Here is a 13,372-nt window from a genome sequence, read left to right on the forward strand (position 1 = left end):
GGGGTGTCTCACTCCAGGGGTGGGGGTGCGGTCGACTCCCGCACGCGCAGGGGGGTGGGCAGGGTGATCTCGCCGGGGGCGGGCCGGACGGCGCCCAGGAGCAGCCGGGCCGCGAGCTCCCCGGCCCGGCGCAGGGGGGTCTCCACGGTGGTGAGGGCGAGCGGATCGGTCCAGGCGGGGGTCACGCCGCCGAAGCCCGCGACGGACACGTCCGCCGGTATCCGCAGGCCCTCGTCGCGCAGGGCCGCGAGCGCACCGCCCGTCACCGGGTCGTCTCCCGTCAGGAGGGCGGTGAGGTCGGGTCTTCGGCGCAGCAGGGCACGGGCGGCCCGCCGGCCGCCGGCGGCGGTGCCCGTGGTGCGCGCGGTGAGGTCCTCGATCTCGGCGAGGGCCCGGGGACCGTGCGGGGCGAGGGCCTCGCGGTGACCGGCGTCCCGGGCGCGGGTGACGGGATGGTCGGCGGGGCCGGTGATCCGTCCGATGCGGCGGTGCCCCAGGTTCCACAGGTGTTCGGTGACCCGGCGCGCGCCGCCCCGTTCGTCGAATCCGAGGACGATCGGGGCCGGTCCGGGTGGGATCGGCGCGGGCGCGTCGGGTCCCGGCGGGGTCGGTGGGCGGGGGGCGGGGCGGCCGCAGAGCACCACGGGCACCCCGTGCGCACCGAGCAGCGCCAACCTGGTCGCGACGAGCCGCCGTTGGGTCGCGTCGCCCGTCTCGGGTCCGGCGAGCAGGACGCCGGCCGCGCGGTGGGCCAGGAGGCGGGCGAGCGCCGCCGCCTCCCGGTCGGGACTGCCCCCGGTGGGGCACACGATGGTGAGTCGCTGCGTGCCCGCCGCTCCGCTCAGGGTCCGTTGGGCGGCGCTGGTCAGCGCGGCGGCCCAGGGTTCGGCGAGATCGGGGACGACCAGTCCGATCAGTTCCGAGGTGGCGGCGGCCAGGCTGCGGGCGGGTGCGTGGCCCACGTACCCCAGGTCCTCGATCGCCCGTTCCACCCGGCTGCGGGTGTCGCCCGCGACGGGGTGGCCGCCGTTGAGCACCCGGGAGACGGTCGCGGGCGAGACACCGGCCCGCTCGGCCACCTCCGCCATGGTCACCGCCATGCCCTCCCCCTCGCCCCCGCGCCCCTCGCCCCGTCCGCGACAACCGGGCCCCTCCGCCCGTCGCTTCTCCCCCACCCATGCTCGCAGGGGAAGAAAGCGCTTTCCATCACTCGAACGGGTGCTTTCGGGCATCCGGGGCATCCGGTGCGAGACCTCGCCCCGGGAGCGGGGGTTCATGACCAAGCCTTGACCGGCATGGTCCAGACCAATAACGTCCACGTCGACAGCACGGTCCAGGAGCACCACTCCCCCGCGTCCCGCGAAGGAAGCCCATGCGTCGCACCCTGCTCGCCGCCCTCGCCGCCGGCACCTGTTCCCTCTCCCTCCTCCTGACCCTCGCCCCGAGCGCGGGCGCCGGGAGCGGACCCGCCGAGCGGGCCGACCGGGACCGGGACGGCCGGCGCGTCGGCTACTTCGTCCAGTGGGGGGTCTACGGCCGGAACTTCCAGGTCAAGGACCTGGAGAAGAACGGCACCGCGGCGAAGCTGACGCACGTCAACTACGCCTTCGGCAACGTGAACGCGGCCGGCCGCTGCTTCCTCGACCCCACCCCGGGCGAGGCCGACCCCTGGGCCGACTACCAACGCCCGCTCGACGCCGAGAACTCGGTGGACGGCGTGGCCGACACCGCCGAACAGCCGCTGGCGGGCAATTTCAACCAGTTGCGGGAACTCAAGGCCAAGCAACCGGGGTTGAAGGCCATGATCTCGCTCGGCGGCTGGAGCTGGTCCACCCACTTCTCGGACGCGGCCCGCACCCCGGCCTCCCGCGAGGAGTTCGTCCGCTCCTGCATCGACCTGTACATCAAGGGCGACCTCCCCCGCGACGGGGCACGGGGCGGGCCCGGGGCGGCGGCGGGCGTCTTCGACGGCATCGACCTCGACTGGGAGTGGCCGGGTTCGGCCGGGGACACCGACACGGTGTTCCGGCCCGAGGACAAGAGGAACTTCACCGCGCTGGTGGCCGAGTTCCGGCGGCAACTCGACGCGTACGGCCGGAGCCAGCGCAAGCACTACGAACTCAGCGCCTTCGTGCCCACCGCGCCCGCGAAGATCGACGCGGGCTTCGAGGTCCGCAAGATCATGCGCGACTTCGACTTCGTGAACCTCCAGGGCTACGACTTCCACGTGTCGGGCGAGAAGACCACCGCCCAGCAGTCGGCGCTGTTCGCCCGGAACGACTTCAGCGTGGACGGCACCGTGAACGCGTGGCTGCGCCGGGGCGCGCCGGCCCGCAAGTTGGTCGTGGGCATGCCCTTCTACGGGCAGGGCTGGACCGGGGTCTCGGGCGGCGGGGACGGACTGGGGCAGCCCGCGACGGGCCCGGCGCCGGCCACGTGGGCGGCCGGCTACGAGGACTACAAGGCGCTGCGCAAGCTCGCCGACTCCGGGAGGTTCACGGTGCACCGGGACCGGGCGAACGGGCACGCCTGGCTGTTCGACGGCACCACCCTGTGGACGTACGACGACCCGCGGGTGCTGCGCCAGAAGTCGTCCTACGTGCGCGAGCGGGGGCTCGGCGGGGCGATGGTCTGGTCCCTGGACGGGGACACCGCCGACGGCGAGCTGTTCACCGCCATCGACAAGGGGTTGCGCGGCCGCTGAGCCGCACCGCCCCGCGCCTGACCCGGCGGCGGGCCGTGACCCGAATTCCGGCCCGCCGCCGACCACTCCCCCGCCGGCCCTCGTCCGGCCGGGGGTGAGGGGTTCGTCCACAGCGCTCGGGTTGTCCACAGGGGCCGAACGGGGTCCTGTACCCCGTGCCAGAATCCCGATCATGAACACACAAGCGAACGAGCGAAGCGCGGGCGCGGCCGGTGGGCCGCGTGCCGTGGAGTCGGGTACCTGGTCGCTCGGGGACCGGTCGGTGTACCGGCTCGGGTTCGGCGCGATGCGGTTGACGCACACCGCGGACGGGTCGCCGAGCGATCGGGACCGCGCGGTCGCGGTGCTGCGGGCGGCGGTGGAGTCCGGGGTGAATCACGTGGACACCGCGGCCTTCTACTTCTCGGCGCTGAGATCGGCCAACGAGCTGATCGGCCGGGCCCTCGCCCCGTACGCCGAGGACCTGACCATCGCCACGAAGGTGGGGCCGGGGCGGCGCACGGACGGGAGTTGGTGGTGGGCGCGGCCCGAGGAGCTGCGCGGACAGGTGGAGGAGAACCTGCGCCAACTCGGGCGGGACCACCTGGACCTGGTGAACCTGCGGGTGCCGCCGAACGCGGCGACCTCCTCGGTGGCGGAGCACTTCGGGGCGCTGGCCGAGGTGCGGGAGGCGGGCCTGGTGCGGCACCTGGGGGTGTCGAACGTGACGGCCGGGCAGCTGGCCGAGGCGCGGGCGGTGGCGCCGGTGGTGTGCGTGCAGAACGCGTACGGGATCGGGGCGGATCCGGCGGCGCACGCGTTGGTGGAGACGTGCGGGGAGGCGGGCATCGCCTTCGTGCCCTTCTTCGCGATCGCGGGGGCCTCGCGGGAGGGCGGGGTGCCGGCCGACGACGACCCGGTGGTGCACGAGGTGGCGCGGGAGCGGGGGCTGTCGGCGGCGCAGGTGCGCCTGGCGTGGTCGTTGACCCGGGGCCCGCACGTGTTGGCCATTCCGGGGACCGGGAATCCCGCGCACCTGCGGGAGAACGTGGCGGCGGGGGCGATACGGCTGACGGGGGCGGAGATGTCCCGTCTGGCCGGTGGGGGGCCGGACGCGGGGTGAGCGCGCCCGGGCCCCGGTCGGGGCGGGTGCCCGACCGGGGCCCGCGGGATCCGGCGTCAGGAGTGGGCCCGGGGTGGGCCGGGGGTCACCAGTCGTGGACGGAGCCGTCGACGCGGGTGTTCACGGGCAGGTACTTGCGCTCGTAGGGGAAGCGGGCGGCGGCCTTCTCGTCGAACTCGACGCCGATGCCGGGCCGGTCGCCGGGGTGCATGAGGCCGTCCTCGAAGGTCCAGCTCGTGGTGAAGACCTCCTCGTACCCGGGCAGGTGCTCCATGTACTCCTGCATCCCGAAGTTCGGGATGGCGAGGTCCACGTGGAGGGCGGCCGCGAAGGAGGCCGGGGAGAGGTCGCCGGCGCCGTGGGAGCCGGAGCGGATGCCGTAGAGCTCGGCCAGGGAGAAGATCCGGCGCAGGTGGGTGATGCCGCCGGCGTGGGAGACGGAGGTGCGGATGTAGTCGATGAGGCGGTTGGTGATGAGGTGCTGGCAGTCCCAGATGGAGTTGAAGATCTCGCCGACGGCCAGCGGGGTGGTGGTGTGCTGGCGGATCAGGCGGAATGCCTCCTGGTCCTCGGCCGGGGTGGCGTCCTCGATCCAGAACATCCGGAAGGGTTCGAGGGACTTGCCCAGGTGCGCGGCCTCGATGGGGGTGAGCCGGTGGTGCACGTCGTGCAGCAGGTCGAAGTCGTAGCCGAACTTCTCGCGGACGGCCGCCATGTACTGCGGCACCCAGTCGAGGTACTTGCCGGTGTCCCAGCATTCGACGGAGGGCAGGGCGCCGTCGGCGGGCTCGTAGGTGTTGCCGTCGCCCTTGCGCATCCCGTAGACCTTCTCGACCCCGGGCACGGCGGCCTGGGCGCGGACGGCCCGGAAGCCGCGGTCGCGGAAGCGGGCCACGTCGTCGAGGAGCTGGGGGATGTCGTTGCCGCTGGCGTGGCCGTAGACGGTGACCCCGTCGCGGGAGGCGCCGCCGAGCAGCTGGTAGACGGGGAGGCCGGCGACCTTGCCCTTGATGTCCCACAGGGCCACGTCCACGGCGGCGATGGCGGTCATGGTGACCGGGCCGCGCCGCCAGTAGGCGCCCTTGTACAGGAAGTTCCAGATCCACTCGATCCGCGCCGGGTCCTTGCCGATGAGGAGCGGGCAGACGTGGTCGGAGAGGTAGGAGGCGACGGAGAGTTCGCGGCCGTTGAGGGTCGCGTCACCGATGCCGGTGACCCCGTCGGAGGTGGTGATCTTGAGGGTGACGTAGTTGCGCGCCGGGCAGGTGACGATGACCTTGGCGTCGACGATGGTGGCCATGGGGGTGCCTCGCTTCGTTGGGAGGGTGGTGCGGGGTGGGAGAGGGGGGTGTCAGGAGGAGAGGACGGGGAGGGGTTCGACCTTCTTGATGAGCAGGCCGTAGGCGAGGGCGCCGATGACGGCGAGGCCGCCGGAGAAGACCAGGGCGAACATGAAGGACCCGGTGGAGGCGACGATGGCGCCGGTGATGATCGGGCCGACGAAGCCGGCGATGTTGGACGCGAAGTTCTGGATGCCGGCGAGGGAGGAGACCTGGCCGGGCTCGGGGGCCACGTCGGCGGGGAGGGAGGCCACGGAGGCGCCGGCGAAGGCGAGCGAGGCGCAGCACAGGGAGAGCAGGGCGATCATGCCGGCGGCGCTCTCGACGAACACGGCGGGGGCGATGGTGGAGGCGCCCGTCATGCCGAGGACCAGGCAGGTCTTGCGGGCCTTGTTGACCGACCAGCCGCGTCGCAGCAGGGCGTCGGCGACCACGCCGCCGCCGAGGCTGCCGCCGATGGCGACGAACCCGGGGATCATGCCGAAGATGCCGAGTTCGGCCAGGTTGAAGCCGCGGTCCTTGACCAGGAAGGCGGGGAACCAGGTGATGAAGAAGAAGTTGCTGTAGTTGAGGCAGAAGAAGCCGATCATCATGCCCCAGACCGTGCGGTACCGGAACAGTTGCTTCCATTGCACCTTGGCCGTGGTGGTGGTGCCGTCCTCTTGGATGTCCTCCAGGCGGGCGCCGCCCTTGCGGATGTAGTCGAGTTCGGCGTCGGTGACCTTGGGGTGCTTCTGCGGGTCGTGGTATGCCTTCCACCACAGCAGGACCCAGCCCAGCGCGAGGGCGCCGGCCACGTAGAAGGCGACGCGCCAGCCGGCCCAGGCGATCAGCGCCGTGATGATGGGCAGGGAGATGACGGCGCCGACGCGGGAGCCCGCGTCCCAGATGGCGTTGCCGAGGGTGCGTTCGCGGTTGGGGAACCAGCGGGAGACGACCTTGGCGGAGGCGGGGTAGGCGCTGGCCTCGCCGACGCCGAGGCCGAGGCGGGCCAGGACCAGTTCGACCGGGCCGCGCACGAGGCCGGTCAGCATGGTGACGGCGCCCCAGATCAGCGCGCCGATCGCGAAGACGGGCTTGACGCCGTACTTGTCGACGAGCTTGCCGGCGGGGAGCTGGCAGAAGGCGTAGCCCACGAAGAACACGCCGAGCAGCAGGCCCTGGGTGGTCTCGCTGATGTGCAGGTCCTCGCCCATGAAGGGGAGGGCCACGCTGAGGGTGGTGCGGTCCATGTAGTTGAAGACGAAGGCCAGGGAGCACAGGCCCGTCATCCACCAGCGGATGTTGTTCTTGCGGCCCTTGGGCCGGGTGAGGGGCGCGGTCGACGCGGGGTCGGGGTCCTCGCCCTGGGGTGTGGGGGCCGTTGTGGCGGCAGCGTCCTTGCTGTCCACGGTGCTCATCGTGCCTGTCCGATCCGGGTGGGATTGCTCCGGTGGGCGGCGGCGAGGGCCGCCGTCTCCGGGAAGGAGGGGACGCGTCCGGTACCCCCACGACCGGACACGGAGAGGGAGGCCGCCGCCATGCCGTGGGCGACGGCGTCCGCGAGGCTGTCGCCGAGGGCGAGCCGGGCGGTGGTGGTGCCGTTGAAGCTGTCGCCGGCGCCGGTGGCGTCGACGGGGTGCGGGTTGACCGGGACGGGGAGGTACCGGGGGCCGGTGCCGTCGTCCAGCAGGAGGTGTTCGGCGCCGGCGGTCACGGCGACCGTGCGGGCCCCGAGCGCCCGCAGTCGCGCGGCGGCGACGGCGGGGTCCTCGGTGTCGACCAGCGCGCGGGCGTCGGCCGGGCAGGAGGTCTTGAGCAGGCCGGTGAGGGGGGCGACGCGGGCCAGGAGAGCCCGGGCCTCCTCGGGGGTGGTGAGGCGGGAGCGGAAGTTGGGGTCGTAGGAGAGGTGGCCGCCGACCCGGTGCACCGTCTCGGCGGCGGCGACCACGGCCTCGCGGGCGGTGGCCGAGAGGGCGCCGGTGATGCCGCTGGTGATCAGGGCTGTGCGCGGGCCGAAGAGGTGGGCCCAGCCGGCCACGTGCTCCGGGGAGAGGGTGGAGCCGGCGCTGTGGGTGCGCCAGTAGACGAACTCGCGGTCGCCCTCGGTGTCGGCCGACAGCAGGTAGGCGCCGTTGGGGCGGGGGGCGCGGCGGACGTGGGTGACGTCGATGCCCAGGGCGCGGGCCCGGTCCAGCAGGGGGACGCTGAGTTCGTCGTCGCCGACCACCGTGAGCAGGGCGGTGCGGGCGCCGGCCGCGACGGCCGCGGCGGCGGCGTTGAGGGCGTCGCCGGAGTAGGAGATGCGCGCGTCGGTGCCGTCGCGGGCGTCGGCGAGGGTGGTCGCGGCGTGGATCTCGACCAGGACCTCGCCGAGGACGAGGACGTCGTACCCCTCGGGCTCGGTGGCTTCGGTGGTCACGCCTGCTCGCTCGGGTCGGCGCAGTCGGCGCAGGGCAGGGCCAGGTCGGCGAAGACGGCGGCGAGGTCGGCCGGGTCGGCGGGCAGCCCGTTGCCGATGCCGACGGCGACGGCGCCCGCGTCGAGCCAGCGGCGGACCTCGTCGGGGGCGATGCCGCCGGTGGGGATGATCAGCGCGTCGGGCAGGACGGCCTTGAGGGACTTCACGAAGGTGGGTCCGCCGACGTGGGCCGGGAAGACCTTGGCGGCGCCGGCGGCGCGGACGGCCGCGGCGATCTCGCCGGGGGTGAACCCGCCCTCGATGAACACCGCGTCGCGTCGCTCGGCGACCGCGCGGACCTCGGGGGCGGGGTAGGGGGAGATGAGGAAGGAGGCGCCGGCGTCGAGGGCGGTCTCGGCGTCGGCGGCGGTGGTGACGGTGCCGACGCCGATGAGGGCGGTGCGGCCCCGGGCGTCGGTGAGGTGCGTGGTGCGGGCGACGGCCTCGGCCCATCCCGGGGTGGAGGTGGTCAGCTCCACCGCGCGGCAGCCGGCGGCGAGCAGTGCGGTGGTGCGGGCGACGGCCTCGTCGGCGTCGGCGTTGCGCAGGACCGGCAGCAGCCGCTGGGCGGCTATGACCGCGTAGGGATGACAGGACAAGGGATTCTCCATTTGTTCCACGTACCGGAACTTGGTATCGTGTACCGGAACTTCTTGGTCCAGACTGTACACACCGGAGGAGCCGTCGTGGCACGGGAACAAGGTCCCGAGAACACCGGGTCGGAAAGCACCGATTCACCCGGGGACACCGGGCCGAAGGACGGCGCGGGAGCGGCGCGCGGCGGCCGGACCTCGACCGCCGGCAGCGCCCTGGAGAAGTCCATGCGGATCCTGGAGGCGGTGGCCGCGCCCGGCGGACCGCACCGGCTGACCGACGTGATGGCGGCGGCGGCCGTCCCGAAGTCCAGCACCTTCCGGATCCTCGCCTCCCTGATCGACCAGGGCTTCGTCCGCCAGGAGGGCGAGAGCCGCTACACGGCGGGCCCTCGACTGCGCGGCCTGTCGGCGACGGTCCGGGCCGGCGAGCCGAACACGATCGAGGAGATCCTCGACGCCCTGCGCGCGGCCACCGGGCAGACCGTGCACCTGGCCCTGCACAGCGAGGAGACCATCACGTACATCAGGAAGCTGGAGAGCGCCCAGCCCTTCCAGACCGCGTCACGGGTCGGCATGAAGGCCCCCCTGCACACGACCGCCATCGGCAAGGGCGTCCTGGCCCACCTGCCGCGCGATCGGGCCCGCGCGCTGATCGAGGCGACCGGACTGCCCCGCCGCACCCCGAACACCCTCACCACCGTCGAGGCCCTGGAGGCCGAACTCGCCCTCGTCCGCGAGCAGGGCTACGCCTTGGACGACGAGGAGAACGAGCCCACCATCCGCTGCATCGGCCGCGTGATCCTCGACGCGCGGACCGGACGCCCGCTCGGCGGGGTCAGCGTCACCACCGTCACCTTCCTCGTGGACCGCGAGGAGATCACCTCCTACGCGCCCGCCCTGCGCGCCGCCACCGAGGCCCTGGCCCCCCTGCTGTGACCCCCGGGGCCCGGCGCGGGCCCCGGGCGGGCGTTGTTCCGACGGTGTGAAGAAACGCCACTCCCCGCCCCTTTGATCGTTGAGCCGGCATCTGCTCGAACACATGGGAAAAGAGGGACCAGGCACATGGACCACCGCTCCACCGTCGACCTCGCGCCGGAGCATCGGCAGCGGCCCGGCGACGCCGGCGCCGCCCCCGAGGCCCCGCGGCCGGTCGAACGCCGCCCCAAGGCGCTGCGCGCCGTGCTCTTCGCCTGCGACGGCCTGCTGGCCGACAGCGCGGGGTGTTGGGCGCAGGCGCGCGCGGAGCGGTTCGAGGCGCACGGGCTGCCGTACGGGCCGGCCGAGGACGCCGCCCTGCGCGCCTTGTCGCCCGCCGGGGCCGCCGCCGTGATGGCCAAGCGCTTCGGCCTGGGCGGGGACCCGCGGGCCCTGGCCGAGATCGAGGAGGAGGTCGTGCGGGCCGGCGTGGCCCGGCTGCGCGCCGGGTGCCGGCCGATGCCGGGGGCGCGACAGTTCGTGATCCGGGTGGGCCGGCGACTGCCGGTGGCGATCCTCTCCCCGCTGCCGCGCGTGGCACTCGACGCGACGCTCACGGCCGTGGGCCTGGCCGAGGCCGCCGCGGTCACGGTGGCCGGGGACGAGGTGGACGCCCCCTGGCCCGCGCCCGACCTGCACTTGGCGGCGTGCCGCGCCCTGGGCATCGCGACCCGGCACGTGCTGGCCTTCGAGGCCGGGGCCGAGGGGCTGCGGGCCGCACGGGCGGCGGGCCCGGCCACGGTCGGGGTGCTCGCGCCCGGGACCGACGGGACGGCCGGAGCGACGGGCGTGCCGGCCCCGGCCCACGCCCCGGTGCCCTGTGGCCCGCCGGCCCCGCGTCCGGCCCCGGTCGAACCCCCCGCCCCGCCGCGCGCGGACCATCTCGCGCCCTCGCTGGCCGACCCCCGGCTGCTGGCCTGGATCGACGGCTGGGCCTGAGCCTCGGCTCCCCGTGCCGGGCGGCTCCGGCGCGGTACGGGGAGCGGTCCCGAGCGCACGGGCCCGAGCGCGCGGGGCCCGGCCGCACACCCCGGGGCGGCGGGCGGGCTCAGGCGGGCCGGCTCAGGCGGGCGCGAGCCATCCGGTGTCCGCGAGCACGGCCGCCGCGACCTCGGCGGGACGCAGCGCGGTGGTGTCCACGATCGCGTCGGCGGGGCCGGTCGCGTCCAGGACCCGGGCGAGTTCGCCGGCGCGCTCCACGTGCCAGGGCAGGGACGCGAGGTCGTGATCGGCCGCGTGCCGCCGGCCCAACCGGTCGTGCACGGCGGGGAGGTCCGCCGTGAGCCGGCACACCCGCAGCGGCATGCCGATCGCGGCGCGCAGATCGTCCCGTTCGGCGGCGTTCTCGGCGACCCCGGCGAGCACGAGATGCCGGGCGCCGGCGGCCGTGTACCGCGCGGCCACGGCCCGCAGGTTGTCCACGAGCAGGCGGTGGCCGAAGGGGTCGTCCGGGGGCGCCGGCCGGAATCCGCGCAGCCGGTCGAGGTCGATCACGGCGTGCGGGATCCCGGCGTCGGCGAGCAGGTCGCCGAGGAGGTCGGCCGCGGTGGTCTTGCCGACGCCCACGGTGCCGGTGATCAGCAAGGCGGTCGGGGCCCCGGGACGGTCGGGTACGGGGTGGGGCGGGTGTGCGGGCACGGTGGGCTCCTGGCGCGAAGGGGACGAGCGGCCGCCCGCCACCCGCGCGGGTCGCGGGCCGGGGCGGCATGTCGGAATCGTGGCAAATGCCCATCATGTGGTACAGGAGTTCTCCGGCGCCGGCCGACCGTGTCCGACGCGGGCCACCACCCGGCGTTCGCGAATCGCCCCAATCCCCCCCAACAGGACAAAGCGGAATTCCTCCTCGCCCGGGATCCGCGTGGCGTTCGCCACGCTCGACGGGGGATTCCGGATCCGGCGCCCGCGCACCGATCCGGGCGGCGGGCGCAAGGGGCACCGTTCGTCTTCGGACACCGCGCCCGCCCGCCGGCTCCGCCCGCCTCGCCCCGTCCGCGATCACCGAGCGCCGGCGTCCCCGCAGGTCAGAAGAGGTCCGACGGGGCCTCCACCGGTCCCGGCGCGGTCGCGGTGCGCGCGACCCGCCCGTGATCGTTCCGGGCCCGAGGACCCCACCGCACCAGCGGCGGGACCGGTCCCCGAGGCCCCGTCGCCACACTGTCCGGATTCCTGTTCGGAATTTCGGTTATCGGATCCCCCCTCGACGGTCTCCCTCTGTATTGGGCATCATCGACCGCCGACACGGACAGGGGCGCACACATGATCGAACATCCGGAGCACGCCGGGGAACCTCGTCACCCGGGGTACCCCTCCCCCGCCCCGGACCCACGCGTCACGGCGCTCGTGGGGGCGGCGCGGGCCGGCGACCCCCGGGCGCAGGACGAGCTGATCTCCCTGCACCTCCCGCTCGTCTACAACGTCGTCGGCCGCGCCCTGGGCGGGCACGCCGACGTGGACGACGTGGTGCAGGACACGATGGTGCGCGCCCTCGGCGGGCTCGACGGGCTGCGCTCTCCCGAGAGCTTCCGGTCCTGGCTCGTGGCCATCGCCGTCAACCGCGTGCGCGCCCACCGGCAGGACCGGGGCGGTGTCCCGGGGCGGACCGGGCTCGACGAGGTGGCCGAGGTCGCCGACCCGGGGGCCGATTTCGTGGACCTCACCCTGGTCCGCCTCTACCTCTCCGGCCAGCGACAGGAGACGGCGCGGGCCACCCGCTGGTTGGATCCCAAAGACCGCGAGCTGTTGTCCCTGTGGTGGCTGGAGTGCGCCGGGCACCTGACCCGGCAGGAGGTGTCCACGGCGATCGGCCTGCCGCCGCGGCACACGGCCGTGCGCGTGCAGCGGATGAAGGCCACCCTGGAGACCTCGCGCGTGGTGGTGCGGGCCCTGGACGCCCGCCCGACCTGCCCCGAGCTGGCCGCGGTGCTCGCCGGCTGGGACGGCCGACCGGCCGCGTTGTGGCGCAAGCGAATATCCCGACACGCCCGGGAGTGCGTGCGCTGCGCGGCCTGGTGGCAGGGGCTGGTGCCGGCCGAGGGCCTGTTGGTGGGCCTGGGGCTGGTGCCCGTGGTCGCCCTGGGGCTGCCGGCGGCGATCCGCGCGGGCCTGGACGCGTACGGCGGTGCCGGGCTCGTCGGCGCGTGGCGGCCGGCCGAACCCGTCGAGGGCCTCGATCCGGTGGGCTTCGCGCACACCCCCGACGCCGGGGCGCCCGACCCGGGCCTGCCGGTGGGCTTCGCCGGCGGACCCGCGCACCCGGGGCGGGCGGCGGCGCGGGCCGCCGGGCGCGGGGCGCGCCGCCGTCGGGAGCGCTCGCGTCGACGGGCGGCGGCCGTGGGCGTGGTCGCCGCGTGCGTGGCGGGCGGCGGGCTGGTGTACCTGGGGACCTTCCCCGAGGGTGGGGGCGTGGTGGCCGGGGACCCGACCTCGGGCACGCCCGTCGCCGCGCTCGACGCCTCGGGCCGGGCTCCCGCGCCGTCCGGTTCGACGGGCCCCGACCCGAGCGCTTCGGCCTCCGCGTCCCCCTCCCCGTCCTCGTCCCCTTCCGCCTCCGCCTCTCCCGGCGCCTCGCGTTCGGCCTCACCCTCCGCCTCGGCTTCCGCCTCCGCCGCGCCGCGCCGCTCGACGCGGCCGACGAGCCGGGCGCCCGAGGCCCCCGCGCCCCGCACCCCGAACACCTCGCGCGGTTCCCGGCCCACCGCCGACACCCCGCCGGCCGACGCGGGCGTGGTCGCGCAGGTGATCGCGCTGGTGAACAAGGAGCGGGCGGCGGCCGGTTGTTCACCGGTCTCCGACAACGCCAAGCTGCGGGCCGCAGCCCAGGGCCACTCCCAGGACATGGCCGCGCGGGACTACTTCGACCACACCGCCCCCGACGGGTCGGGGCCGGGCGAGCGGACCACGGCGGCCGGCTACCGGTGGACCACGTACGGCGAGAACATCGCGCGCGGGCAGCAGACGGCCGCGGCCGTGATGGAGTCCTGGATGAACAGCCCGGGCCACCGGGCCAACATCCTCAACTGTTCGTTCGAGGACCTGGGCGTCGGCTACCACGAGGGGCCGGGCGGCCCGTGGTGGACGCAGAACTTCGGCGCGGGCGGCTGATCCCGCCCACCGCGCCCCCACCACTCCCCCATCGCCGCCTCACCGTCGCTCCATCGTCCCTCCACCGGCCGATCTCGGTCGGCCCCGCCCGCGCTCGTCCGGGCATCGCTCGTG

Annotated in this window: 11 protein-coding genes; 5 read left to right on the forward strand and 6 right to left on the reverse strand. The window is 74.8% G+C overall.

The features are described from left to right. Positions 1 to 8: 8 nt before the first annotated feature. Positions 9 to 1,100, reverse strand: a complete 1,092-nt coding sequence (locus ACN20G_RS00620) for a LacI family DNA-binding transcriptional regulator (protein WP_424210704.1) — start codon at positions 1,098 to 1,100, stop codon at positions 9 to 11. Between the two features lie 272 nt (positions 1,101 to 1,372). Here ACN20G_RS00620 and ACN20G_RS00625 point away from each other — a divergent pair, with 272 nt between their 5' ends. Together ACN20G_RS00625 and ACN20G_RS00630 are read left to right on the forward strand one after the other, a co-directional pair. Further along, on the forward strand, positions 1,373 to 2,704 hold the full coding sequence (locus ACN20G_RS00625; protein ID WP_424210705.1) for a glycoside hydrolase family 18 protein: 1,332 nt from the start codon (positions 1,373 to 1,375) through the stop codon (positions 2,702 to 2,704). A 172-nt stretch (positions 2,705 to 2,876) separates the two neighbouring features. Continuing rightward, positions 2,877 to 3,806 (forward strand): aldo/keto reductase, encoded by a 930-nt coding sequence (locus tag ACN20G_RS00630; RefSeq protein WP_424210706.1) that lies wholly within the window; start codon positions 2,877 to 2,879, stop codon positions 3,804 to 3,806. An 85-nt stretch (positions 3,807 to 3,891) separates the two neighbouring features. On the opposite strand, the gene manD is transcribed toward ACN20G_RS00630, so the two are convergent. From manD to ACN20G_RS00650, 4 genes are read right to left on the reverse strand one after another with little or no spacing between them, the layout of a single operon-like run. Next, positions 3,892 to 5,106: a D-mannonate dehydratase ManD gene (gene manD / locus ACN20G_RS00635; protein ID WP_424210707.1), complete on the reverse strand. Its 1,215-nt coding sequence runs from the start codon at positions 5,104 to 5,106 to the stop codon at positions 3,892 to 3,894. 51 nt (positions 5,107 to 5,157) lie between these two features. Then, positions 5,158 to 6,537, reverse strand: a complete 1,380-nt coding sequence (locus tag ACN20G_RS00640; RefSeq protein ID WP_424210708.1) for an MFS transporter — start codon at positions 6,535 to 6,537, stop codon at positions 5,158 to 5,160. A 5-nt stretch (positions 6,538 to 6,542) separates the two neighbouring features. Continuing rightward, a complete protein-coding gene (locus ACN20G_RS00645) occupies positions 6,543 to 7,547 on the reverse strand; it encodes a PfkB family carbohydrate kinase (protein ID WP_424210709.1) in 1,005 nt (334 codons plus the stop codon). Beyond that, entirely contained in the window at positions 7,544 to 8,185 is a 642-nt protein-coding gene (locus ACN20G_RS00650) for a bifunctional 4-hydroxy-2-oxoglutarate aldolase/2-dehydro-3-deoxy-phosphogluconate aldolase (protein ID WP_424210710.1), read from the reverse strand. The genes ACN20G_RS00645 and ACN20G_RS00650 overlap by 4 nt, the downstream gene beginning before the upstream one ends. Before the next feature lie 87 nt (positions 8,186 to 8,272). On the opposite strand from ACN20G_RS00650, the gene ACN20G_RS00655 reads away from it, so the two are divergent. Further along, positions 8,273 to 9,118: an IclR family transcriptional regulator gene (locus ACN20G_RS00655; RefSeq protein WP_424210711.1), complete on the forward strand. Its 846-nt coding sequence runs from the start codon at positions 8,273 to 8,275 to the stop codon at positions 9,116 to 9,118. A gap of 126 nt (positions 9,119 to 9,244) precedes the next feature. After that, positions 9,245 to 10,096, forward strand: coding sequence for an HAD family hydrolase (locus ACN20G_RS00660; protein ID WP_424210712.1), 852 nt, complete (start codon positions 9,245 to 9,247; stop codon positions 10,094 to 10,096). Between the two features lie 123 nt (positions 10,097 to 10,219). Here ACN20G_RS00660 and ACN20G_RS00665 read toward each other — a convergent pair whose 3' ends face one another. Next, positions 10,220 to 10,795 (reverse strand): hypothetical protein, encoded by a 576-nt coding sequence (locus tag ACN20G_RS00665; protein ID WP_424210713.1) that lies wholly within the window; start codon positions 10,793 to 10,795, stop codon positions 10,220 to 10,222. A 618-nt stretch (positions 10,796 to 11,413) separates the two neighbouring features. Between ACN20G_RS00665 and ACN20G_RS00670 the strand changes: the two genes are divergently transcribed. After that, on the forward strand, positions 11,414 to 13,258 hold the full coding sequence (locus ACN20G_RS00670) for a sigma-70 family RNA polymerase sigma factor (protein WP_424210714.1): 1,845 nt from the start codon (positions 11,414 to 11,416) through the stop codon (positions 13,256 to 13,258). Positions 13,259 to 13,372: the final 114 nt, after the last annotated feature.

This window comes from Streptomyces dryopteridis, assembly GCF_049606955.1.
In the GTDB taxonomy this organism is placed as follows: Bacteria; Actinomycetota; Actinomycetes; order Streptomycetales; family Streptomycetaceae; genus Streptomyces.